Source organism: Salinispora cortesiana, assembly GCF_000484695.1.
Taxonomy (GTDB): domain Bacteria; phylum Actinomycetota; class Actinomycetes; order Mycobacteriales; family Micromonosporaceae; genus Micromonospora; species Micromonospora cortesiana.
On record NZ_AXVR01000002.1, the window covers coordinates 109,564 to 132,401 of the forward strand.

Consider the following 22,838-nt stretch of genomic DNA (forward strand, 5'->3'; position numbering starts at 1 on the left):
CCGGCCGCCGGACGCTGCCCCAGCTACCACTCAACGGTGGCGCTGTCGGTGCTCGGGCCGGGCACCAGGCAAGATCAGACCCGCCCGGTGCAGCAGCCCCTCGACCCGTACCCGCTCAATTTCCCGGTCCGCTCCGGTCAGCTCGTCTAGGTGCTGGACGATTCCGAGGGCCGCGCAGGCCAGCCGAAGTCGACCGTCGTAGCTGGCAAGCGCCGCTTCGTGCCAGACCGTGGCCCGCCCGGAGCCGCCGACCCGATGGCCCCGGAGCTGGCGTAGCTCCGTGGCGAGCTGCTCCAGGGGCTGCCGATCGGGCCGGTCCAGCCGGCTCAGATCAATGTTCCGGGTGAGCGCGTCGGCCTCGACCGCCCGGTCCAGGCGGGCGATTGTCCGCCGTTCCCGATGTCGGCTCCGCCACTGCGCCCATCGACAGGCGAATCGGTCAAGCAGTTCGTCGGCGCAGATGAGCAGGGCGATCACCATGGGTAGGCACACCACGGCGGCGACCATCAGGGTCACCAGCAGCGCACGTCCCACCTCCACGCCCCGACGCTAGGCCGACTGTGATCGCCCTGCCACCGATTTGCCACAATAAACTTGTTTGTCCGTCTTGGTGCGGGCCTCACATTCGCTCGGTGAGGTAGAAGCGGGGCATCGGCAACACCCGGAACCGCAACCGGGCTCCCGAGCGGCGCAGCTGCCAGGCCAGGGCGAGCAGAGCGGCGGTGAGGGAGACGAGCCCGCCCATCCAGATGCTGGCCCCGGCGCCGTACGTCTCGGCGAGCCACCCGATGACCGGCGCGCCGACCGGGTTGGTGCCCAGGAAGACCAGCACCCACAGCGCCATGACCCGGCCTCGGAAGGCGGCATCGGTGCCCAGTTGGATGCGCTGGTTGCAGGCCTGGGCAAAGAAGACCGTGGAGAAGCCGGTCGGCAGGAGCAGCACCACCACCAGCCAGTACGTGGGAGCGAGCCCGACCAGGGTGCCGAAGGTGGCGCAGACGACGGCCGCGGAGAGCACCAGCCACACCGAGGGGCGACTGCGGCGCCCGGTGCCGGCCAGGGCCCCGGCCAGGGCGCCCACCGCGAGGGCGCTGCTGAACAGACCGAACGAGGCGGCTCCGGTGTCAAAGACGGTCTTGGCCAACGCGGCGAGGGTGAGCTGGAAATTGAAGAGTGAGGTGGCGATGACCGAGATCAGGACCATCGGCAACAGCAGGTCCGGCCGACCCCAGACGTAGCGCAGCCCGTCCACAACCCGGGCCGAGTCCCGCTCCTCGCGCGGCGGTAGTGCCTCGCGGTGCAGCTCGGCCGGGCGGATCCGGATCACGTTCACCAGTGGCGCGATTGAGCTGAGGGCGGTGGCCAGAAAGACCGGCCCCACGTCAACGGCGGCGATGGCCAGGCCGGCGAGGGCGGGGCCAACGATTCGCGCGGAGTTGAAGGTGGCCGCGTTGAGGGAGAGGGCGTTCGGCAGCAGCGGGGTGCCGACCAGTTCGGAGACGAAGGCCTGCCGGACCGGGGTTTCCACCGCATTCGCGACGCCGAGGAGGGCAGCGAAGGCGAAGACGTGCCAGAGCTGCACCCGGCCGGTGATCACCAACAGGCTCATGGCCAGGGCGAGGATCGTCCAGAACAGGTTGGCGGCGAAGAGCAGGACGCGCTTGTCGTACCGGTCGGCGAGGCGCCCGGAGATCAGCGTGAGCAGCAGAACGGGAGCGAACTGGAGGGCGGTGACGATACCGAGTGCAGTGGCGGAGTTGTCGCTGAGCTCGAGGACGAGCCAGTCCTGGGCGATGAACATCATCCAGACGCCGATCAGCTTGATCAGCTGCCCGGAGGCGAATAGCCGGTAGTTGCGGACCTGTAGGGACTGGAATATCGTGCTCAGCTTCTTCTGCACTCTTGGTGCGCCTCCCTCGCGTACGCGTCATCGTCGTGACGGCGCAGGCGAGGCGGGAGCCTCAGGTACGGGTGAGCTGTTGCAGAATCTCTGCTGCCTGACGCAGCGTCTCCCGTTCCTCCGCACTCAGTTCGGCCAGCCGGTGGGCCAGCCACTGGTCCCGAACACGCTCAAACTGATCCAGCACCGCTCCGCCCCCCTCGGTCGCGGCGAGGATCACCTGCCGGCCGTCGGTCGGGTGGGGGGTGCGCTGCACGAGGCCACGCTCCTCCAGTTTCGCGACGATCTTGGTCATCGTCGGCGGCTGAACCCGTTCGACGTCGGCAAGTTCCCGGGGCGTCAGCGCGCCCGCCAGCCGGAGACTGGTGAGCGCGGAGAGCTGGGTGACCGTTAGGTCACCAACCGGTCTGGCCTGGCGGACCCGCCGGTTGAGTCGGGTGATCGCATCCCGCAGCTGGACCGCCAGCTGCACCGGTGGCACGCTCTTCGCCGTCACCGTCTGCTCCGTCACTATAGTTAGCCTAACTAATAAGCCTAGCTAACGACATGCGATATGACCAGGCTCACGTGGAGTACGCCCTATGGCGCGCAGGGCCGGTCCGCTACCGGCCCTGCGCCCCGCATCACAGCAGCACAGACTCGATCGGCCCGCGCAGGAAGTACAGCACGAAGAGCGCCGCCACGCCGTACAGCAGCGGGTGAACCTCCCGCGACTTACCCCGAGCGACCTTCATCAACACGTACACGATCACGCCGGCACCGATGCCGTTGGAGATCGAGTATGTGAACGGCATCAACACGATCGTGAGGAACGCCGGAATCGCGATCTCGAAGTCGGTCCAGTCGATGTTCCGCACCGCCGTCATCATCAGGAAACCGACCACCACGAGCGCGGTTGACGCGGCCTCGAAGGGCACCACCAGCACCAGCGGCGTAAGGAACATCGCCAGCAGGAAGAGCACCCCGGTGACCAGGTTGGCCGCGCCCGTCCGGGCACCCTCCGCGACACCGGCCGCACTCTCGATGTACGCCGTGTTACTGGACACGCTCGCGGCGCCGCCGCCGGCCGCGGCGATCGAGTCGACCAGCAGGATCTCCTTCGCCCGGGGCGGGGTGCCCTGCTCGTCGAGCATCCCACCCTCCTGGCCGACCGCCACCATCGTGCCCATCGTGTCGAAGAAGTCGGTGATGATCAGCGTGAAGATGAACATCAGCACGACCAGCCAGCCGGCTCGGCTCCACGAATCGAGCACGTTGAACCGACCGAGCAGCGACAGATCCGGCACGTCCAGGATTCGGCTCGGCAACTCGGGCACGGTCAGCGACCAGCCCTTGGGGTTCGACACCCCGTTGACCACGGACGGGCCGATGTTGCCCAGCGCCTCGATGACGAGCGCCAGCCCGGTCGAGGCGAGGATGCCGATCAGGATCGCGCCCTTGACCCGGCGTACCACCAGCACCAGAGTCAGCAGCAGACCCACCACGAAGACCAACATCGGCCAGCTGACCAGCTTGCCGCCGATGCCCAGGCCGACCGGGACGGTGGTGTTCGCCGCGTCCGGGAGTCGCTGGACGAAACCCGCGTTAACCAGACCGATGATGGTCAGGAACAGCCCGATGCCGACTCCGATCGCCGCCTTCATCTGGGTGGGCACCGAGCGGAACACCGCGGTACGCAGCCCGGTCAACACCAGCACCGCGATGATCAAACCTTCGATCACCACCAGACCCATCGCGTCCGCCCAGGTCATCTCCGGGGCGATCTCGTACGCGACCAGCGCGTTGACGCCGAGACCGGCGGCGACCGCCAGCGGGAACCGGCCGACCACGCCCATCAGGATCGTCGCCAGGCCGGCGACCAACGCGGTCGCCGCGGCGAGCGCCGGGATCGGCAGCCGTTCCCCGGCGCCATCAACGGCGGAGCCGAGGATCAGCGGGTTGAGCACCACGATGTAGGCCATGGTGAAGAAGGTCGCCAGCCCACCGCGCACCTCCCGACCCAGCGTCGAGCCGCGGGCGGATATCTCGAAGTAGCGGTCGAAACCGTTCCGCGGCGTTGCGGGCGGCGTGGCGTCGTCGGGCGGGGCTACTGCCATCGGATCCTCGCAGGTGCTCTCTTGTCTCGTCGGCCGCATCGTCGCAGATGGTCGGCCCGCCAGGGAAACTGATCCCGTACGCTTGCCCCGTGCTCAAGCAGGCGCAACCGCGGCCCGAACCGCTCGACCCGCCGATGGTCCCGTTCGCCCTCGCCGGGATAGCTGGCTGGGCGATCGCCGGAATCGTGCTGCTGTTCTTCCGTGACCAGTTGGTGGAGACCGGCCGCGAGGGCTGGCTCTGGACCTGCCTGGCTGGGTTCCTGTGGGGTCTGCCCGGCCTCGCCGCGATGATGCGGCACGACTCGCACCGACGTCGCCGCCGCGCCGGTCATTGACCCGCGCCGGCGATCACCTCACGGTTGGCCATTCGCTTCCGCCACCTCGGCAACCTCGGCCGACGCGTCGGTCTCGCGCACCGAGACGGTCTCCACCGCGCTGTCGTCGTAGACGGTCGGTGGCTCCTCGGCCGGGGTCTCGGGGGTCTCGACCAGAATCTCCGAGTGCGCACCGCAGCCGTGGTCGGCGCTGACCACGCGGCCGTCATCCGGGGCGAAAAGGTTGCCACAGGCGCCGAAGGACTGGCACAGCGCGCCGGCGAGCGGCAGATAGAAGCCGCAGGTCCCGCAGCGGGCAGCCACCGGAGCGGCGGTGGCGATCGGTGCGGTTGGCCCGTGGTCGCCGTCATACCACCGTTGGGCGGCTTCGCCGCGCCCCTCCCGGGACATCACCCGCGCCCGGCCGAGACCCAACTCCCAGGCGGTCTGCTCGACCGCCGGATCGTCGGAGAGCAGGTAACCGGGCTGGAGCCGGTCGTCGTCGGGCGGGCTGGGCAGCAGATCACCCGGGCCCAGGTCACCGGGCTGCAGCCGCTCCTGCCAGGGCAGCCAGCCCGGGGCGAGCAACGCATCCGGCCCGGGCAGCAGCACGGTCTCGCACACAGTGACCGTACGACTGCGGGGCACCCGGGTGACGGTGACAGCCCAGCGCCAGCCACGATAGCCCGCGAGCCGACACTCAAAGTAGTGCGTGACGAGACGATCACCTTCGGCAAGGGTCTGGAGATGATCGCCGACATCCGCCGGGTCAACCTCGGTGATGGCGTCTCGAGCCACCTCGACGGCGGCGGCGCAGACCTGGTCGAGACGGGGGGCACGAGCGGAGGCGGACCTGGTCACCCGACTATTGTTCCCCATGCGTGGGACCACCTGACAGGGACTCCCCGAACCAAACGTGGCAGTGGTGCGCGCAGGTCGAGCCGATGGGTGAGACTGGTGCACATGCCGTCTTCCCTCCGCTCCGAGCGCTCCTTCCTCGGGTGGACTGTCGGCACCGGTGTCAAGGCCGTCCGCCTGCTGCTGCGCGGTTCGGTCAGCGGCGGGCGCTGGATGACCCAGTCAGTGGGGCGGGCCCGTGCCCGAGGCGCCGGCGGGGAGACCGGCATGGTCCGCCTCTTCGACCTGCACGCGCTCTCCTGCGCCGGGGACACCCTGATCGCGATCGGCCTGGCTGGGACGATCTTCTTCAACGTGCCGCTCGGAGAGGCGCGCAGCAAGGTCGCGCTCTACCTGCTGGTGACCATGATCCCGTTCGCCCTACTCGCCCCGGTGGTCGGCCCGCTGCTTGATCACTTCCGGCACGGACGGCGGTACGCACTGGCCACCAGCATGCTCGGGCGGGCGTTCCTGGCGTGGCTGATCTCTGACTACATCCACGGCTTCGGCCTGTATCCGGCGGCCTTCGGAGTGTTGGCGCTCTCCCGCGCGTACGGGGTGGCCCGGTCCGCCGCCGTACCCCGACTCCTCCCGGAAGGTATCGGGCTCTCCCAGGTCGGGGCCAGAGCCAGCGTGTACGGCACCATAGCCGGTGCCCTACTCGCGCCAATCGGTCTGGCCGCCTTCTGGTTCGGTCCGCAGTGGCCGCTGCGGGTCGCCTCGGTGATCTTCCTGGTCGGCATGGTCATCGCCCTGCGACTGCCACCGAAGGCGGATTCGGAGCCGCCCGAACGGGTACCACGCCCGCTGCGGGCGCTCCGGCGGGGCTCCGGCGACCGCCCCCTCGGCCGGGGGCGTCCGCATGGCCGGCTGGTAATCGCCACCCTGATCGGCGCCGCCACACTGCGCGCGGTCTACGGCTTCCTACTACTCTTCCTGGCCTTCGCGATCAAGGCCGGCGACCTGACCACCGTTGTCTTCGGCCGGGACCTGGGCGACGAGGCCGCCCTCGGGCTGGTCGGTGGGGCGCTGGCGATCGGCAGCTTCCTGGCCACCGCGATCGGCACCCGGCTGCGTATCCACCGCCCGGCGGCGCTCCAGTCCAGCGGCATGGTGATCATTGCTGGGGTGGCCGTCCTCGCCACGCTCAAGTTCTCGCTACTGATGGTCGCCCTGCTCTGCCTGGTCACCGCATTGACGAGCGGCATCGCCAAGCTCGCGGTGGACGCCTCGATCCAGGAGCGCATCCCCGAACGACTACGCGCCAGCTCGTTCGCCCACTCGGAGACGGCGCTCATGCTCGCCTTCGTCGCTGGCGGCGGGCTGGGCCTCGTCCCCTTCGATGGCAGGCTCGGCATCGCCGTCTCCGCCGGGGTCGCCACGCTCGCCACGGCCCGCGGCATCCTGGTCGCCGGCCGCCTGCGGGCGGAGCGGCTGGCTGGCCGGCCGTTGGCGGATGACGAACTCGCCGAAGGCGAGTCGACCCTGGTCGAATCCACTTCCGGCGACCCGACCCCCACCTCGCCCGCCCCGAGACCGGGCACCGGGGGCGACGTTGACCCGGCACCACCGGGTTTCCACCTCTACCGCCCGTCGTCGGCGGTGGGCGGTCCGGGCAGCAGCGATGACGAGAGCCGCCCGGGGTCGATCCCGTGACCGATGTCCTGGTCGTCACCGCGGTTCCCGCCGAGGCCGAGGCGGTCCGTGCGGGGCGAGGACCGACGGTCACGGTAGCGCCGGTCGGGGTCGGTCCGGCGGTGGCCGGGGCCGGCACCGCCCGACTGCTGGCCTTGGCGGAAGCCGCCGGCCGCCCGTACCGCCTGGTCGTCAGTGCGGGCGTGGCGGGCGGCTTCCCGGGTCGGGTGAAGGTCGGCGGAACGGTCGTCGGCACCAGTGCGATCGCGGCCGATCTGGGTGCCGACTCCCCGACGGGCTTCATCCCAGTGGACCAGCTCGGGATGCCGGCCGAGTTGCTGGGCGTCGGCCCCACCATCACCGCGGACCCGAACCTGGTGGCCACACTCCGGGCCGCGCTTCCCGCCGCCACGGTGGGTCCAGTGCTGACTGTCAGCACGGTCACCGGAACGGTCGCCGGTACCGACGCGCTCGTCCGCCGGCACCCCGACGCGGTGGCCGAGGCCATGGAGGGGTACGGGGTGGCCGTCGCCGCCGCGCACGCCGGGCTACCCTTCGTCGAGCTCCGCACCATCTCCAACCCGGTCGGGCCGCGCGACCGCAACGCCTGGCGCCTCCGCGAGGCTCTCGCTGCCCTCACCGAGGCCGCCTTGGCCCTCCCCGACTGAAGACCGGTCGAAGCTGGTCGGACCGACGAAATCCGACGCCGTCGCCGCGCGCGACCGCGCACGCTCCGCAGGCTCGGCTCCAGGTAGGCGGGCGACGAGCTCAACGCCAACGGCGCGGAACCGGCGCTCGACCGTCCGCACCCGGGGGCCCGCCCCGGGCTGCGACTCAATTCGCGCCAATGCGCTCTTTGGTACGCCCGAACGCTCCGCCAGCTCGCGTTGGCTCAGATCGGCCCCGATGGCGCAGCCCGCAACGTGGTGCCAAGATCGAGGCGCACCTCAGGCTAAAGGTTGGGGTACGCCTCAGGCTGGAGGTCAGGGCGGGCCTCGGAGCGGAGGGCGACTTGCGCATCGGGGTGGAGGGACACGAAACGAGGCTCCCGGGCGCGGGCGCGGACTTTCAACAGGCCCGCAAACCTGTGGATAGAGCTGTGGACAAACATCGTGACATCGCGACGTGACACCGCAGCACGTCCAGTCCAGCGAGCGGCGCTCGGTAGTGCGGTGACTTGACTACGCCATGGGTGGAGCGCGGCGTTTGACGCCGTGGGCCATGAGGTCTCCCGAAGCTGTCGAGGTGCCCCGACAGTGGGACCAGCGCCGCAATGAAACAGAAAGATGCACGGTGCAGCGGCCACCAGAGATCCACCTACGCCAACAGAGGACGGGCCGGTGGCCCGGCTATCAAACAGACAGCCCGGCGATCCACCGAATCCGCCGACCCCATTCCTTCCAGCGCCCCATCTACGGGCAGCTCGACAGCAAGCACAGACAAGTCTGCCCACGGACCGGCACAACCCGATCCGGCACGACCCGATCCGGGACAGAAAATCCAGACACTGCCCGTTAAATCGATGACGACCACGGTTACGTTTAGTGTCGTCGACCGAACCGACCCCCAGCCCAGCCGGGCGCCCAAAGTGCCGGGGACAGGAAAGACGCAGCCGTCGCTCCAGACGAGAGGCTGAACATCGATCGATTTGGCGTCGAATATGGATTTCCACCCCCTTAGATGCATCACGCTTCCCATCAGGCAAAACCACAGAGTCAGCTTGCAGCAAGCCCCGGGCGTCACTCGATCGAACAGGCAGCGTAGCGGCCAGGACCGCACGGCGGTCCATTCATGTTCTCTGACCATGAGTACGTAGAGATGCTGTCGGAGGTAGCGGAAACGGGGCCGCGAATCCATTAAGCGAGCCCAACCGCCCTAATCGGGTCCGATCCAATGCGCTTGAACCGCCCGGAAGGGCGACTTAACCAACCTGGGCCGTTGGATGACTCGCTAGCTCGCTTAGGAAAGTTGGACGGTGCCGGGCGATCTGCTACCCACGGAAAGTCATCGCCGCCCAAGGCGGCGCTGGTTTCGGGGATGACAGAGTTACGTCGAGCGAACAGCTAAAGGCCCGATCCGACAACGACGGCGTTGAGGTAGGGAGTAGGCGAGGCCCTGGTCGGGACAGCCGTTTGCCGAGTTGCTGTCCCGACCAGCGCCTCCCACCCAGTCAAAACGGCTAGGCCTCGCCCGAGTCCTAGTTACCTGATGGCATGGACGGCAGCGGCAACGGTAGACCAGGAAGTCCGTCGATGCTCGTGGCGACGAACTCCTTCTTCTCAAAGTACTGTCCCAGCGACGCATCATCCTCCCGGGAGAAGCGCTTGGCGTGCAGATCCCGATCAACTTCGTAGGTCATCAGCGGCACGGCATAGCCGCACGTATCGCGGATAAGATCGGCGTGCACGATGATGATCGCGCGTAGCCCGTGCAGCGAGGTGTCGATATGGGGAAAGTTGGACATGACATCAGGCCAACGTTGGTCGTCCCGGAAGACAGGCTCACCGCGCCCATGGATGCGTACAATGTTGGGTGGCCCCTGGAACGCACACCACATCAGGGTGATACGACCGTTCTCGCGCAGATGCGCGATCGTCTCCGCGTTGCTTCCTGCGAAGTCCAGGTAGGCCACCGTCAAGTCGTCGAGGACCGCAAACGATCCAGCGAGTCCCTTCGGCGACAGGTTGACAGTTCCTGACTCGGAAAGCGGTGCCGTCGCGGTGAAGAATATCGGCTGCGCCTCAATAAACTCCCTGAGCCGGCCAGAAATTCTCTCATGCGTCTTCCCCATGATTGACATCCTTCCAGTCCATGACGAACAATCGGCATCGACACACGCCGTCACCAGTATGGGCGACTGCTACCGCCCCTACTGGCTCGGTTGACTCAAGGCCACCGCACATCGTCAGCCCCAAGAATTCGATGCTCCTGCCCAGCGGCGTCCACGACGCTCACCTCCAGGCTACCGGGGAGTGAATCGCTGGCCCACCCAAGAGCGGTCGCGCGCACGATCACGTCCGCCACACACGCAGCGTAAGCCTGGGCGCATATCGCCGGAGCACGTATCTGGGGCAAGGCAGGTGATAGCAGCTGTCGGTGGTGATCTGGTGGAGTCCGCGACCACGGTGTGGAGTCGGCGGGCCGACATGCTGTCGTCGGCTGTGCCAAAATTTCTGGTGTGACAATGATCGAGATCATTATGGGTGACATCACGCGGGAACGGGTCGACGCCATCGTCACCGCCGCGAACGAGTCGCTACTCGGCGGCGGTGGTGTCGATGGCGCCATCCACCGCGCGGCCGGACCCCGGCTGGCGCGGGCCGGGGGTGCGGTCGGTCCCTGTGAGCCGGGTGACGCGATGGCGACTCCGGCGTTTGACCTCGACCCGCCGGTTCGGCACGTCATCCACACCGTCGGGCCGGTCTGGGAAGGCGGTGCCTTCGATGAAGCCGACGTCCTGGCCTCCTGCTACCGCAGGAGTCTGCAGGTCGCTGACGGACTCGGTGCCCGGACAGTCGCCTTCCCGGCGATCGCGACCGGCGTGTATGGCTTCCCTCCCGAGCAGGCCGCCCGAATCGCGGTAGCAACGATCAGATCAACCCCAACAACCGTCCAACGGGTACGACTCGTCGCGTTCGACGACGACACTCGGACCTACCTGCAAGCCGCGATGACAGCCGGGCTGGAGCGGGACTGAGTGAGACTCACGAAATAGGCCCCTGACCGGCGTTTGCGCTGGTCAGGGGCCTATTTTTGCACCTGGTGGCGGGTGAAGGATTCGAACCTTCGAAGCTTTCGCGACGGATTTACAGTCCGCTCCCATTGGCCGCTCGGGCAACCCGCCAGGGCATCCGCCGCGTCGCGACGCGGCGGCGAGAGCAAGGATAGCGGCTCGCCCCGGCGTAGTCGCAACCGGGTACCGTCAGGGGGCGTACGGCTGGCCCGTAGTGCATGTAACAGGACAGACCGCCAGGACAACAGGAGTATGAGCATGGCAGCCAACCCGTCGTTCGACATCGTGAGCAAGGTCGACCGTCAGGAGGTCGACAACGCCCTCCGCCAGACGGAGCGGGAGCTCTCGACGCGGTTCGACTTCCGGGGCACCGGCGCCGAAATCTCCTGGTCCGGCGAGGAGGCGATCAGCCTTCGGGCGGAGACCGAGGAGCGCGTCCGAGCCGCGCTCGATGTCTTCAAGGAGAAGCTGGTCAAGCGGAACATCTCGCTGAAGTCGCTGGACGCCGGGGACCCGCGCGCGTCAGGTAAGGAATTCAAGGTCGACTGCAAGGTGATCCAGGGCATCGAGACGGACAAGGCCAAGGCCATCAGTAAGAAGATCCGCGACGAGGGCCCGAAGGGTGTCCAGGCGCAGATCCAGGGTGACCAGCTCCGCGTGACCGGCAAGAAGAAGGATGACCTGCAGGCCATCATCGCCATGCTGAAGGGCGAGGACTTCGGCGTGGCACTCCAGTTCACCAACTACCGGTAAGGAGGCGCGCCGGCCTGGTGACCAGGCCGGCGCTCGTTGATCACGCGATCTCCCTGGGACCTGTTGGCCTCACCCAAGCCCTTGGCCTCGTCAGTCTCCGGTGCTTTGCCAGGTCCAGGCGCCTACTCGGGCAGGTCGGGAAACGTGACACGGGTGGGTCGGGGCTCGGGTCCCGTGTACTCCCCCTTACCCAGCTGGCCGCTTAACGCGCAGGAGGTCGAACCAGTTGGGGCGAGGTAAAATATCGTCCAAACCGTATGGTTCGATTTGTCGAAGAAGGTCGAGATGACCAGGGTGCTGTCTTCGGGGAACAGCCTCGGCGCCATGACGTACCCGCCGCGGGAGGCTGGTTCCCGATTGGGGTTCATCTTGTTCAGAGCCTCGCTCACCCGGTCTCGGTCGGCGGGAGTGGCACAGTAACGCTCAGGCTTGCTGGAAGTGACCTCCGTGGGTACGCCAGCCTGGCGTACCGGGGTTACAGCCTCCCCGGCGTTCTCGGCGACTTGTCGAGAGGTGGACCAGGTGCTCGGGTCACCCTCGGACGGGCCTGGCGACGGCCTGACCGTCCGTTGGGCCCGCTACCGTCAGCGCTCCGGACCGACGACCTGCTCGAAGCGAAACTCGCGGATGAAGCAGTCCCGCGGCTGACTGACCGCGAAGAGCACGCAGTCCACGACAGATTGGGCGGTCAGGTCGCCGGCTGCCGCCCGTGGACCGTGTTGCACGAAGTCCGGCGGGAAGAGGGAGATGACTCGAATTCCTGCGGCCCGTAGCCGATGGGACATGATCTCGGCGAAGCCGGCCTGGGCGTGCTTGGCGGCGTAGAAGGCGGGATGGGCCGCCGAACGGTGGTGGCCGACCTCGCCGCAGGCAGAGATCATGTTGATGATGTCCGGCCGCGTTGACGCTCGCAGCAGCGCCAGCAGGTGTTTGGTCAGCAGGACCGTGCCGGTCGCGGCGCCGCCGATCGTGGCGATGATGTGATCATCCTCGACGTCGCCGAGGTCCGCACCGTGCAGGTAGCCAGCACCGTTGTTTACCAGGACGTCGAGGTGGTCGGTACGGTCGGCCAGCGCCGCCGCGAACGCGCGTACCGAGTCGGGGCTGGTCAGGTCACAGCCGAAGGCTTCGCCGCTCCCCCGCCCACGCTGCCGGATCAATTCCGTGGTGCGTCTGGCTGCCGCCTCGTCGCGGGCGGAGACAAACACCTGCGCACCGTGCTCAGCGAGGGTGGTCGCCAGGAGGCGCCCGAAGTCGCGCCCGGCGCCGGTAACAGCAACCCGTAGTCCGTCCAGATTCACCACAAGATCAGAGCACTTGAAGCTGACTTGATGTCAAGAGTGGGGTCACCGGCAGCGCCCTTCGAATGCGCCCGTGCCTGGTCGGGAGCATGAAAGCCGACAACGGGGGAAGAAGCGATCCCAGCGATGGTCGCGAAGGGTGACGAGCCGGAAAGGCGACGGACCGGGAAGAGTGACCGGCCAGGAAAGGCAGCCGGATGCGGGGGGCGGGAGCGCAGGACGCGAAGTTCGGCCACCCGGACCTGTCGCACCGGGCGGTGGCGCGCCTCCTCGTCGTACTCTCCGCCTCCTCCGGCTGCCTCGACGTCTTCTGCGTGACCCAGCTCGGCGGGTTCTTCGCCAGCGTGATCACCGGCAATCTGGTTCAGCTCGGCCACAATCTGGTCGCCGTCGATCCTCGCCTGCTCAGCGGCGGGTCCGTTGCGGTCGGCGGCTACGCGGTCGGCGTAGCCGCCGGTACCCTACCGCTGCGGCACGCCGGGCCGGGCTGGCGTTCCCGTACCCACGTGGTCACCGCGGCCCAGGTGCTGATCCTGGTCGGGGTGGCGGGTGGCTGGTGGGCCAGCGGAGGGCGGCCCGGATACCCCGCCTCCCTGGTTCTGCTCTTCGCCGCCGCGACGGCCAGTGGGATACAGAGCGTGGTGACGATCAGCTCCGGGATACCCCACGCCACCACGACCTACCTCACCGGATCGCTCACCTCCATCGTGCGGGGGGTGGTCTTCGACCCGCACCGGTTCGCGGCAGGTGCGGCCGGCGCGACTCGGTTGGTGGGGCTCCTCGGCGGCGCGGTGCTCGGCGCGGTGGTGTTGCGGGTCGCGCCGCTCTGGGCGCCGGCGCTCGCCGCGGCGCTGGTGGCCTCGGTCCTGGGCACTGCGATCATCATCACCCGGTCGCGCCGCCGGCTGCCGTCGCGCTCATCGGGCGATGACAAGCAGTCACCGGGCGAAGATGAGCAGCAGGATCACCGTAAGAATCGCGCTGATCAGCACCGAGCCGAGGCAGCCAAGGCGATTGGAGAAGAAGACGAACACAAAAGGCGTGGTACCCACCGATGACTGGTTCAGGCATCGACCCCGGGAGGGAGGAGTCGGTGCCTGAACCCAGCCGGTTCAGCGGTACTGGATCGGCCCGGCGCTGCCGGCCATCTGCTCCAGTCGGGCGACCCGCTCCTCCATCCGGGGGTGGGTGGAGAAGAGCGCCGCCATGCCGCCGCCCTTGAACGGGTTGTCGATCATCAGGTGGGCGGCGCTGGTGAGCTGTCCCTGCGGCGGCAGCGGACGCGCCTGGGTGCCCTTGTGGATCTTCCGAAGGGCACTGGCCAGGGCCAACGGGTCTCGGGTGAGCTGGGCGCCGGAAGCGTCCGCCTGGAACTCGCGGCTACGGCCGATCGCAAGCTGGATCAGCGTGGCCGCGATCGGCCCCAGGATCATGGTCAACAGCAGCACCACCGGGTTGCGCCCCTCCTCGTCGTCACCCCCGAGCCGGATGAAGAACGCCAGGTTGGCCAACGCGGTGATGATGCCAGCCAGGCCGGCGGCCACGCTGGAGATAAGAATGTCCCGGTTGTAGACGTGCGACAGCTCGTGCCCGATGACCCCACGCAGCTCGCGATAGTCGAGGATCTCGACGATCCCCTGGGTGACACAGACGGCCGCGTTCTGCGGGTTCCGACCGGTCGCGAACGCGTTGGGCTGTCTGGTCGGGCTCACGTAGAGCCGAGGCATCGGTTGCCGGGCCTCGGCGGCCAGTTCCCGCACCATCTGGTAAAGCTCGGGGAACTGTGCCTCACTGACCGGTTGCGCCCGCATCGCACGCAGCGCGAGCTTGTCGGAGTAGAAGTAGCTGACGCCGTTCATCCCCAGCGAGATGACGACGGCGATGACCAGTCCGCCACTGCCGCCGAACCAGTAGCCCACCGCCAGGATCAGGGCGGTGAGCAGGCCGAGCAGCACGGCGGTCTTCAGACGGTTATGGTGCACGGTCACTCCTTCGGTGCGCGGACCGCGTCGATCCGCTGACCGGTTCAACACCACCGGTACCCGTCAACCATCCGTCATATGGCTGTGAAATGCCTGGTAACGAGGGGTGCAGGCCGCTGGGTCAGCGGGCGGCGAGGTCGAGCACGAGCTGCGGGGCGAAGCCGACCACCAGCGCCACGACCGTCGCCGCCGCCAGGACCACCGCGACTGACTTCGCCCGGACCAGCACCGCTGTCGGATCGGTCGGCACCACCTTCGGGTCGGTCGGCACCACCTTCGGACCCGTCACCGCCGCTGCCGGGTCGGTCGCAGGCACCGCCGGTCCGGTCGCAGGCACCGCCGCCACCGCCGGGTCGGCCGGCGCCGCTGCCGGTCGGTCGGTGGACCAGAGCGCGGCGGCAACCCGTAGGTAGTAGGCCAGGCCGAGCACCGCGTTGACCGCCACCACCAGGGCGAGCCAGGCAGCACCGCCGTCAAGCAGCGACCGGACCACGGTGACCTTCGCGAAGAGCCCGGCGAGGCCGGGCGGCAGACCGGCGAGGCCGACCAGTGCCAGCGCCAGCCCCACCGCCGCCCACGGCCGGCGCCGGGCCGCGCCCCGCAACTCATCGAGGGTGCCGCCGTCTGCGCCCGCCGGTCGCAGCGCGACCACGGCCGCGAACGCCGCCAGCTCCAGGACCACGAAGAAGACCGTGTACGCCACCGCTGCCGCGTAGGCGGCGGCGCGGGCGTCGCCGGTGCGGCCCGCGGCGAGGGCCAGCGCGCCGAGCGGCGCGAGGATGTAGCCCGCCTGGGCCACCGAGGACCAGGCGAGCAGCCGTACGGTGCGGCGCTGGCGCAGCGCCACCAGGTTACCGACGGTCATGGTCAACACCGCGAGCAGCGCGAGCACCGGGCCGGTGATCCGGGCCGGCAGGGCGTGCTGCACCACCGCGAGCAGGGCCACCACCCCGCCGAGCTTCGAGACCGTGGAGAGGTACGCGGCCACCGGCAGTGGCGCGCCGTCATAGGTGGTGGGCGCCCAGGCGTGGAAGGGCACCGCCGCCACCTTGACCGTCAGCCCCACCACGACCAGCGCCACGGCGACCGTGGTCAGCGGGATGTCGAGCAGCTCCGGCTGCTCGGCGAAGAGCACCCCGAGCCGGCCGAGGTGCAGCGCACCGGTGGACGCGTAGAGCAGGGCCGCCCCGAGCAGGGTCAGCGTCGTGGCGACCACGCTGACCACGAAGAAGGTCACCGCCGCCTCGATGCTGGCCAGGCTGCCCCGGCGCAGGCCCACCAGGACGTACAGCGGAAGGGTTAGGGTCTCCAGCGCCACGATCAGGGTGATCAGGTCACCGGCCGCACCGAGCGCCACCCCACCGGTCATCGATGCGGCAAGCAGGAAGCAGTATTCGCCCACCGGCGTCGCCCCGGCCCACAGCAGCGGCCCGGAGAGCCCCAGCACGCCCAGGGTGAGCAACGCGACGAGCACGGCGACCAAGGCCGCCCGGCCACCGAAGACGTACGAGCAGTCGGCGCCGACGCAGAACGTACGACGTTCGCCGCCTCCGCCAACGAAGATCGCGCCGGCGGCCGTGGCGAGCGCACCGAGCGCGGCGGCGGAGACGGTGACCCGCGCCCGCGCCACCAGCAGGTCGGCGAGGAGCACCAGCACCGCCGTCCCGGCGGCCAGGTACGCCGGCAGCAGCGCCACGTTGTCGACGGTCTGCACCATGCTCATGCCCGTACCTCCACCCAGCTCACGGGCGCCCCGACAGCAGGGCGTCAACCGGCGCCTGGGCCACGCCCAGGACCAGGATCGGGGCCAACCCCACGGCGAGCGTGAGCAACACCAGCGGCGCCCAGGTCAGCAGTTCCGCCCTCGCCACACCCGGCCCGAGCTGCGCCACCGCCGAGCTGGCCCGGCCGTGGGTGACCTGGCGGAGCAGCCGCAGGAGGTACGCGGCGGTGAGCGCACCGCCGAGCGCCGCGAGGACGGCGAGGGTCAGCCAGAGGGGACCACCGACGCGGACCGCGGCGATCACGGCGAAGGCCTCTCCCCAGAAGCCGGCCAGGCCGGGCAGGCCCAGCGAGGCGACGGCGGCGAAGCCGAGCAGCCCGGCCAGCCGGGGCGCGGTCTCCCGCAACCCGGACAGGTCCGCCAGGTCACCGGTGTGCGCCCGGTCCTTGATGGCACCGGCCAGGAAGAACAGCAGGCCGGTGATGATCCCGTGCGCGATGTTGCCGATCAGGGCTGCCCGCAGCCCGGTACCGGTGAGCGTGGCGACGCCGAGGAGCACGAAGCCCATGTGCCCCACACTGGAGTACGCGATCAGCCGCTTCAGCTCGGTCTGCGCCAGGCAGACCAGGGAGCCGACCAGGATCGCCGCGACAGCTAGCACGCCGAGTACCGGCGCGGCCCACTCGGCGCCTTCGGGGGCGACGCCGACCGCGACCCGGATCAGCCCGTAGGTTCCCATCTTGAGCAGCACCCCGGCGAGGATCACGCTGCCCACGGTGGGCGCCTGGGTGTGCGCGTCGGGCAGCCAGGAGTGCAGTGGCCACAGCGGGCTCTTCACCGCGAAGGCGAGCGCCAGCAGGGTGAACGCGGCGAGCTGCGGCCCGCGGGAGAGCCCGGTGCCGCCGGTCAGCGCCACGATGTCCGCGGTGCCGGCGGCGGTCACCACCACCAGGACGCCCACCAGCAGCAGCACCGAACCGAAGAGGGTGTAGAGGGCGAACTTTCGGGCCGCCCGGTGCCGGTCCGGCCCACCCCAGCCAGCGATGATCGCGTACATCGGCAGGAGGACGACCTCGAAGAAGACGAAGAAGAGCACCAGGTCGAGGGCGAGGAAGGTGCCGAGGATGCCCACCTCGACCACCAGCAGCAACGCCACCAAGGCCCGCCCGCTCCCCCCACTGGGGACCCTCCACAGGGTGTAGCCGCAGCAGAGCAGGGTCAGCAGCGCGGTCAGCACGACCAGCGGCCAGGAGATGCCGTCCACCCCGAGGTGGAGGCGGAGGTCCAGGCCGGGCACCCAGGGCAGGTCCACCTGGTGCCAGGGGCGGACCGCGGGGCTCGGGTCGGCGCCCGTCCCACCGTCGTCGCCGCCCGCAACCAGCGGCAGCGCGGCGAGCAGGGTCAGCCCGGCGGCCACCGTACCGACCAGGCGGGCGGCCCGGTCGTGTCGGAGCGCGGCGACGACCACCGCGCCGACCGCCGGCACCGCCAGCACCGCGACCAGCAGGACCTGCCCCACGAGCCCACTCATGCGTCGCCTCCGATCAGCACCGCCGCCAGCCCGATGAGCAGCGCGCCGGCCAGCACACCGGCCGCGGCCCGGGGCAGCGTGGCGCGGTGCCACGCCGCCAGCCCGCCCCCAAGCCACCAGGCGACCCGACCGCTGCCGGTGACCGCCCCGTCCACCACCACCTCGTCGGCGGTACGCGCACCAGCGGCGAGCCGGCCGATCGGGCGTACCACCAGGGTGTGCTGGAGGTCGTCGAGCCAGAACGCCCGGGCGCTGAGCGGTCGCAGCCGACCCAGCAGCGCGGCCGGGTCACCGGCGGGATCTCGCCGCCAACGGGCCCAGGCGAGCCCCGCCCCGAGCGCCAGCAGGACAAGCGGCAGCAGCACGGTTGGGCCGAGGTGCACCAGCGGATCGGCGGGCAGCAGCTCCGCGGGGCGCTCCCGGGTGGCCGGCCCGTAAGGTTCGAGCCACCCGGCGAAGGTTCCGGAGAATCCGGCCAGACCGAGCAGCGCCGCCGGGACGGTCAGCAGCAGCACCGGCCAGCGCAGCACCGCGGGCGGGTCGTGCGGCTGACGCAGCGGGCTGCGGGGTGCACCGAAGAAGGTGCGCAGCAGCAGCCGGGTGGCGTACCCGGCGGTGAGGGTGACCCCGACCAGCCCGGCCAGCCACACCAACCAGCTCACCCAGTCCGGCGCGGGGCCGCCGTGCCGGGCCGCTTCCTCGGCGGCGTACAGCACGGAGTCCTTACTGAAGAAGCCGGACAGCGGCGGCAGCCCGGCCAGCGCGCCGAGGCCGATCAGCATGGACCAGAAGGTCACCGGCATCGTGCGGCGCAGGCCACCGAGCTCGGACATCAGCGCGGTACCCGCGGCGTGGATCACCGCCCCGGCGGCGAGGAAGAGCAGCGCCTTGAAGGCGGCGTGGGTGAGCAGGTGGAACAGGGCCGCCGCGGGCGCGCCCACGGCCAGCGCGCCGGTCAGGTAGCCCAGCTGGGAGACCGTTGACCAGGCGAGGACCCGCTTGAGATCGTCCTGGGCGATGGCGGCGAACGCGCCCAGCAGCAGGGTGATCGAGGCCAGCACACCGAGCACCGCCAGGGCGACCGGCACCTGCACGAAGAGGGGGAAGAGCCGGGCGACGACGTAGACCCCGGCGGCCACCATGGTCGCCGCGTGGATCAGCGCGGAGATCGGGGTGGGGCCGGCCATCGCGTCGGGCAACCAGGTGTGCAGCGGGAACTGGGCGCTCTTGCCGGCCACCCCGGCGAGCAACAGCAGGCAGGCGGCGGTGAGCAGCCCGGTGGCGTGGTCGTGGCCGAGCACGTCGGCGATCCGGAAGCTGCCGGCGGAGACGCCGAGCAGCGCGATCCCGAGCAGGAAGCCGACGTCGCCCACCCGGGTGACCAGGAATGCCTTCATCGCGGCGCCGGGTGCTGCGGGCAGCCGTCGCTCATGGGCGATCAGGAGGTACGAGCAGAGGCCCATCACCTCCCAGCCGACCAGCAGCAGGATGAGGTCTCCGGCGACCACCACCAGCAGCATCGCGGCGGTGAAGAGGCTGATCTGGGCCGCGTACGGCGGGTAGCGATGGTCGACGTCCACCTCGTCGTGCGGGCCGCTCCGGAGGTAGCCGATCGAGTAGACCTGCACCGCGAGGGCCACCGCGGCGACGGTGACCGCCACCAGCGCCACCGTCGAGTCCAGCCGGACGCCGAGAGTGACCGTCAGGTCGCCGAAGTCGATCCAGGTCCGGGTGGCCTCGGCCGGGGCGTCGAGGGTGACCAGCAGGGCGACGGCGAGGAGTAGCGACAGGGCCGCGCCGGTCGTCCCGAGGGTGATCGCCGCCCGGCGGGCCCGCTGCCGCGCCGCACCGGCCTGCGGGGACGCCGGCGGCAGCAGGAGGCCGAGCAGGCCGGTCACCAGGGGTACGGCCGGCAGCAGCGTGCCGAGCAGGACGGGCGTGCTCACCGGTCTGCCTCCCCAGGGGTGGCCGCTGTGGTGGGCGGGGGCTCGGCCAGCGGCACCTCGTCCACGGCCACGCTGGCGCGCAGCCGGTAGAGCTGCAGCACGATGGCCAGCCCGACGCCCACCTCGGCGGCGGCCAGCACGATCACGAACAGCGCGAAGACCTGGCCGCCGTGCGGCAGCTGGGATCGAACTGTGGTGTCGGCGGTGACCAGGATCAGGTTCACCGCGTTCAGCATCAACTCGACCGCGATCAGCACCAGAATGGCGTTGCGCCGGCGCAGCACCCCGTACGTGCCGAGCCCGAACAGCAGTGCGGCGGTGACGTAGGGGATGACCGGCCTCACCGGGGCCGCCTACCCTCGGCGGAGGCCTCGTCCGCCCCGCTGACGCCGGCCTGGTCCACCGGCGACCGTCCGATGTCGGGGCGGGACAGGATGATCGCCCCCACCAGGGCGGCGAGCAGCAGCACCGAGAGCACCTCGAAGGGCAACACCCAGCTGCCGAAGATCTGCTCCCCGATTCGTTCGGCGCTACCCGCCGTGGGTAGCGGCACCGACGACCACCAGTACGCCTCCACCAGCAGTGCGGCCAGCCCGAGCCCGGTGCCGCCGCCGATCAGGGCCGCCGGCCAACCCGGTCGGTCCAGATCGGTGGAGGCGCCGATCGGAGCACGGGTGAGCATCACCGCGAAGAGCAGCAGCACCACCACCGCCCCCACATAGATCAGCACCTGCACCCAGGCGACCAACTCGGCGGTGAGGACCAGGTACATCCCGGCCACGGCGGCGAGGCAGAGCACCAGGTAGAGGCCGGCCCGGACCAGGTGTCGGGTGGCCACCGCCAGGGCGCCGGAGCCGACCGCCAGCGCGCCCAGGGCGAGCAGCAGCGCGTCGGTGCCGGTCACGGGGTCGGGCCTTCCCCGGTGGCGTTCTCCCCGGCTGGTCGGGACCCGGGGCGGGGCGGTGGGCGTTCGGCAGAGCGGTGCGGGGCGGCCGTCGGGCGTTCGCCGGCGCGGGGCGGAGCGGCCGACGGGCGCTCGGCGGGGATCGCGGCCTTACGCGCGGCGGCGGTCTCTTCCTTGGCCGGCTCGCCGTTCGGGTCGTGCGCCGGCGGCGGCGGAACGGTGCCCATCCACTCGCCCAGGTGCTCCTTGTCGTGGAGGAGGTCCTTGATGTCGTACTCGGCGTACTCGAACTCCGGGGACCAGTAGAGCGCGTCGAACGGGCAGACCTCGATGCAGATCCCGCAGTACATGCAGAGCGAGAAGTCGATGTCGAACCGGTCCAGCACGTTGCGTTGCCGGGCACGGGCCGCCCCGGGCACCACCACCTCCTCCTTGTGCGAGTCGATGTAGATGCACCAGTCCGGACACTCGCGGGCGCACAGCATGCAGACCGTGCAGTTCTCCGCGAGTAGCGCGATCACGCCGCGCGAGCGCGGCGGCAACGCCGGGGCGACATCCGGGTACTGCTGGGTGGCCGAGCGGCGGGTCATCGTCTTCAACGTGACCCCGAGCCCCTTAACCAGGCCCACGCCGGGCAGGCTGCGCTCACCGTCGGCCGGGTCGCTGCGCTCGCTGGGGTCGGTCATGCCGACCATCCTGCCCTGTGCCCCCCGGCGGGCGCGACCACCACCCGGCGCGGAGTGCGGCTGCCGGCCGGTACCGGCGGCGACCATCGGCCGGGGCGAGCTGCGGCTGCCGGCCACAGCCGGCAGGTAACCCATCGGTCGGGCGAGGCACGGCCGGGTTACGGCACGACGCTTCGCGCGCCGTCTGATCCGGCGATGATGGGTAGTGGGCGCATCGCGACGACCAGAGGGGGCGGCGTGACCGAGGGCGCGACGGCGGGCAGCGGCGAGGCGGCGCTGCGCCGCACCGGCGGAAGGTACGTCGAGCCGGGCGGTGAGTTCACCCGGGATCAGCGCTACATCGCCACCCGGATCACCGCCGACGGCGGGGACGGCTGGCCGGTGGAGCCGGGGCGGTACCGGCTGGCGGTGAGTCGCGCCTGCCCGTGGGCGAACCGGCTGGTCATCGTCCGACGGCTACTCGGGCTGGAGGGCGTCCTCTCGATGGCGATCGCCGGCCCGACCCACGACCGGCGAAGCTGGAGCTTCGACCTCGACCCCGGTGGGCGGGATCCGGTGCTGGACATCGAACGGCTCGCGGACGCCTACTTCGCGCGCTTCCCCGGCTACGACCGCGGGATCACGGTCCCCGCGATCATCGACGTACCGACCGGGCAGGTGGTGACCAACGACTTCGCGCAGATGAGTCTCGACCTGTCAACCCAGTGGACCACGTACCACCGCGACGGGGCACCGGAGCTCTACCCGCAGCAGCTCCGGGACGAGATCGACGAGGTGAATGCAGTGGTCTTCGCCGATGTCAACAACGGGGTCTACCGCTGCGGCTTCGCCGGCAGCCAGTCGGCGTACGACCGGGCGTACCGGCGGCTGTTCGACCGGCTGGACTGGCTGAGCGACCGGCTGGCCGAGCGCCGCTACCTGGTCGGGGAGACGATCACCGAGGCGGACGTACGGCTGTTCACCACGCTGGTCCGCTTCGACCCGGTCTACCACGGCCACTTCAAGTGCAACCGCAGCAAGTTGACCGAGATGCCGGTGCTCTGGGCGTACGCCCGGGACCTGTTCCAGACCCCCGGATTCGGCGACACCATCGACTTCGATCACATCAAGCGGCACTACTACGAGGTGCACGGGGACCTCAACCCGACCGGGATCGTCCCGCTCGGGCCGGACCTGACGAACTGGCTGACACCGCACGGTCGGGGGGAGTTGGGTGGTCGCCCCTTCGGCGACGGCACCGCCCCACCGCCGCCCCCACCAGCCGAGCGGGTCGACCCCGCACACACCCCACCACGCTGACGGAGCCGCCGTGAGTCGCCGCCGGTGAGCCCCGGAGGTCGAGAGCGTCGACGGTCGGCCGGTCCGGCCTTGTTGTCGGTCTCGAAGTCTCGGAGCAGCGCGTCCGTACGAGCCTCGGGACGACACGTCGATCCTTGG

22 protein-coding genes and 1 tRNA gene are annotated in these 22,838 nt (G+C 70.0%); 7 read left to right on the forward strand and 16 right to left on the reverse strand.

What is annotated here, in order from left to right; genetic code table 11:
* Positions 1-30: 30 nt before the first annotated feature.
* The 4 genes from K228_RS0102130 to K228_RS0102145 form a co-directional block, all read right to left on the reverse strand.
* Entirely contained in the window at positions 31-540 is a 510-nt protein-coding gene (locus tag K228_RS0102130; protein WP_025616917.1) for a hypothetical protein, read from the reverse strand.
* Positions 541-619: 79 nt separating this feature from the next.
* Positions 620-1,900, reverse strand: coding sequence for an MFS transporter (locus K228_RS0102135; protein ID WP_025616918.1), 1,281 nt, complete (start codon positions 1,898-1,900; stop codon positions 620-622).
* Positions 1,901-1,961: 61 nt separating this feature from the next.
* On the reverse strand, positions 1,962-2,411 hold the full coding sequence (locus tag K228_RS0102140) for a MarR family winged helix-turn-helix transcriptional regulator (RefSeq protein WP_018736822.1): 450 nt from the start codon (positions 2,409-2,411) through the stop codon (positions 1,962-1,964).
* A gap of 112 nt (positions 2,412-2,523) precedes the next feature.
* On the reverse strand, positions 2,524-4,035 hold the full coding sequence (locus K228_RS0102145; protein WP_033776403.1) for an NCS2 family permease: 1,512 nt from the start codon (positions 4,033-4,035) through the stop codon (positions 2,524-2,526).
* A gap of 50 nt (positions 4,036-4,085) precedes the next feature.
* On the opposite strand from K228_RS0102145, the gene K228_RS0102150 reads away from it, so the two are divergent.
* The gene (locus K228_RS0102150) at positions 4,086-4,331 is read left to right on the forward strand and encodes a DUF2530 domain-containing protein (protein ID WP_025616920.1); all 246 of its coding nucleotides are present in this window, start codon (positions 4,086-4,088) and stop codon (positions 4,329-4,331) included.
* A gap of 18 nt (positions 4,332-4,349) precedes the next feature.
* On the opposite strand, the gene K228_RS0102155 is transcribed toward K228_RS0102150, so the two are convergent.
* Positions 4,350-5,189 carry a DUF3027 domain-containing protein gene (locus K228_RS0102155; RefSeq protein ID WP_025616921.1) on the reverse strand — a complete coding sequence of 280 codons (840 nt, stop codon included), beginning with the start codon at positions 5,187-5,189 and terminating at the stop codon, positions 4,350-4,352.
* Positions 5,190-5,273: 84 nt separating this feature from the next.
* Here K228_RS0102155 and K228_RS0102160 point away from each other — a divergent pair, with 84 nt between their 5' ends.
* Together K228_RS0102160 and K228_RS0102165 are read left to right on the forward strand one after the other, a co-directional pair.
* The gene (locus tag K228_RS0102160; protein ID WP_025616922.1) at positions 5,274-6,863 is read left to right on the forward strand and encodes an MFS transporter; all 1,590 of its coding nucleotides are present in this window, start codon (positions 5,274-5,276) and stop codon (positions 6,861-6,863) included.
* Entirely contained in the window at positions 6,860-7,510 is a 651-nt protein-coding gene (locus K228_RS0102165; RefSeq protein ID WP_025616923.1) for a futalosine hydrolase, read from the forward strand. The genes K228_RS0102160 and K228_RS0102165 overlap by 4 nt, the downstream gene beginning before the upstream one ends.
* Here K228_RS0102165 and K228_RS28140 read toward each other — a convergent pair.
* Positions 7,391-7,750, reverse strand: coding sequence for a helix-turn-helix domain-containing protein (locus K228_RS28140; protein WP_155251550.1), 360 nt, complete (start codon positions 7,748-7,750; stop codon positions 7,391-7,393). The genes K228_RS0102165 and K228_RS28140 overlap by 120 nt on opposite strands.
* 1,289 nt (positions 7,751-9,039) lie before the next feature.
* Entirely contained in the window at positions 9,040-9,633 is a 594-nt protein-coding gene (locus K228_RS0102175) for a pyridoxamine 5'-phosphate oxidase family protein (RefSeq protein WP_029723297.1), read from the reverse strand.
* Positions 9,634-10,020: 387 nt separating this feature from the next.
* On the opposite strand from K228_RS0102175, the gene K228_RS0102180 reads away from it, so the two are divergent.
* The gene (locus K228_RS0102180; RefSeq protein WP_025616924.1) at positions 10,021-10,539 is read left to right on the forward strand and encodes an O-acetyl-ADP-ribose deacetylase; all 519 of its coding nucleotides are present in this window, start codon (positions 10,021-10,023) and stop codon (positions 10,537-10,539) included.
* A gap of 63 nt (positions 10,540-10,602) precedes the next feature.
* Here the strand turns inward: K228_RS0102180 and K228_RS0102185 are convergent.
* Positions 10,603-10,686 (reverse strand) — tRNA-Tyr (locus tag K228_RS0102185).
* Positions 10,687-10,833: 147 nt separating this feature from the next.
* Here K228_RS0102185 and K228_RS0102190 point away from each other — a divergent pair.
* Positions 10,834-11,328 carry a YajQ family cyclic di-GMP-binding protein gene (locus tag K228_RS0102190; RefSeq protein ID WP_025616925.1) on the forward strand — a complete coding sequence of 165 codons (495 nt, stop codon included), beginning with the start codon at positions 10,834-10,836 and terminating at the stop codon, positions 11,326-11,328.
* Between the two features lie 584 nt (positions 11,329-11,912).
* Here K228_RS0102190 and K228_RS0102195 read toward each other — a convergent pair.
* A complete protein-coding gene (locus K228_RS0102195; protein WP_025616926.1) occupies positions 11,913-12,629 on the reverse strand; it encodes an SDR family oxidoreductase in 717 nt (238 codons plus the stop codon).
* A gap of 197 nt (positions 12,630-12,826) precedes the next feature.
* Between K228_RS0102195 and K228_RS0102200 the strand changes: the two genes are divergently transcribed.
* Positions 12,827-13,687, forward strand: coding sequence for a YoaK family protein (locus K228_RS0102200; RefSeq protein ID WP_025616927.1), 861 nt, complete (start codon positions 12,827-12,829; stop codon positions 13,685-13,687).
* A 54-nt stretch (positions 13,688-13,741) separates the two neighbouring features.
* Here K228_RS0102200 and htpX read toward each other — a convergent pair whose 3' ends face one another.
* From htpX to K228_RS0102235, 7 genes are all read right to left on the reverse strand, one after another.
* A complete protein-coding gene (gene htpX, locus K228_RS0102205; RefSeq protein ID WP_025616928.1) occupies positions 13,742-14,611 on the reverse strand; it encodes a zinc metalloprotease HtpX in 870 nt (289 codons plus the stop codon).
* A gap of 121 nt (positions 14,612-14,732) precedes the next feature.
* Positions 14,733-16,334: an NADH-quinone oxidoreductase subunit N gene (locus tag K228_RS0102210; RefSeq protein ID WP_025616929.1), complete on the reverse strand. Its 1,602-nt coding sequence runs from the start codon at positions 16,332-16,334 to the stop codon at positions 14,733-14,735.
* 19 nt (positions 16,335-16,353) lie between these two features.
* Positions 16,354-17,865, reverse strand: coding sequence for a complex I subunit 4 family protein (locus K228_RS0102215; RefSeq protein ID WP_025616930.1), 1,512 nt, complete (start codon positions 17,863-17,865; stop codon positions 16,354-16,356).
* Positions 17,862-19,811 (reverse strand): NADH-quinone oxidoreductase subunit 5 family protein, encoded by a 1,950-nt coding sequence (locus tag K228_RS0102220; RefSeq protein ID WP_025616931.1) that lies wholly within the window; start codon positions 19,809-19,811, stop codon positions 17,862-17,864. Before K228_RS0102220 ends, K228_RS0102215 begins: the two co-directional genes overlap by 4 nt.
* Positions 19,808-20,155: an NADH-quinone oxidoreductase subunit NuoK gene (gene nuoK / locus K228_RS0102225; protein ID WP_025616932.1), complete on the reverse strand. Its 348-nt coding sequence runs from the start codon at positions 20,153-20,155 to the stop codon at positions 19,808-19,810. Before nuoK ends, K228_RS0102220 begins: the two co-directional genes overlap by 4 nt.
* Positions 20,152-20,715, reverse strand: a complete 564-nt coding sequence (locus K228_RS0102230; protein WP_025616933.1) for an NADH-quinone oxidoreductase subunit J family protein — start codon at positions 20,713-20,715, stop codon at positions 20,152-20,154. The genes nuoK and K228_RS0102230 overlap by 4 nt, the downstream gene beginning before the upstream one ends.
* Positions 20,712-21,401 carry a NuoI/complex I 23 kDa subunit family protein gene (locus tag K228_RS0102235; RefSeq protein WP_188116154.1) on the reverse strand — a complete coding sequence of 230 codons (690 nt, stop codon included), beginning with the start codon at positions 21,399-21,401 and terminating at the stop codon, positions 20,712-20,714. Before K228_RS0102235 ends, K228_RS0102230 begins: the two co-directional genes overlap by 4 nt.
* A gap of 237 nt (positions 21,402-21,638) precedes the next feature.
* Between K228_RS0102235 and K228_RS0102240 the strand changes: the two genes are divergently transcribed.
* Positions 21,639-22,700 (forward strand): glutathione S-transferase family protein, encoded by a 1,062-nt coding sequence (locus K228_RS0102240; protein ID WP_025616935.1) that lies wholly within the window; start codon positions 21,639-21,641, stop codon positions 22,698-22,700.
* Positions 22,701-22,838 lie beyond the last annotated feature (138 nt).

Coding starts and splice junctions, on each gene's coding strand:
- K228_RS0102175 (WP_029723297.1), bottom strand. CDS start 9,633: ATGGGGAAGACGCATGAGAGAATTTCTGGCCGGCTCAGGGAGTTTATT.
- K228_RS0102190 (WP_025616925.1), top strand. CDS start 10,834: ATGGCAGCCAACCCGTCGTTCGACATCGTGAGCAAGGTCGACCGTCAG.
- K228_RS0102155 (WP_025616921.1), bottom strand. CDS start 5,189: ATGGGGAACAATAGTCGGGTGACCAGGTCCGCCTCCGCTCGTGCCCCC.
- K228_RS0102145 (WP_033776403.1), bottom strand. CDS start 4,035: ATGCGGCCGACGAGACAAGAGAGCACCTGCGAGGATCCGATGGCAGTA.
- K228_RS0102215 (WP_025616930.1), bottom strand. CDS start 17,865: ATGAGTGGGCTCGTGGGGCAGGTCCTGCTGGTCGCGGTGCTGGCGGTG.
- K228_RS0102160 (WP_025616922.1), top strand. CDS start 5,274: ATGCCGTCTTCCCTCCGCTCCGAGCGCTCCTTCCTCGGGTGGACTGTC.
- K228_RS0102210 (WP_025616929.1), bottom strand. CDS start 16,334: ATGAGCATGGTGCAGACCGTCGACAACGTGGCGCTGCTGCCGGCGTAC.
- K228_RS0102235 (WP_188116154.1), bottom strand. CDS start 21,401: ATGACCGACCCCAGCGAGCGCAGCGACCCGGCCGACGGTGAGCGCAGC.
- K228_RS0102200 (WP_025616927.1), top strand. CDS start 12,827: ATGCGGGGGGCGGGAGCGCAGGACGCGAAGTTCGGCCACCCGGACCTG.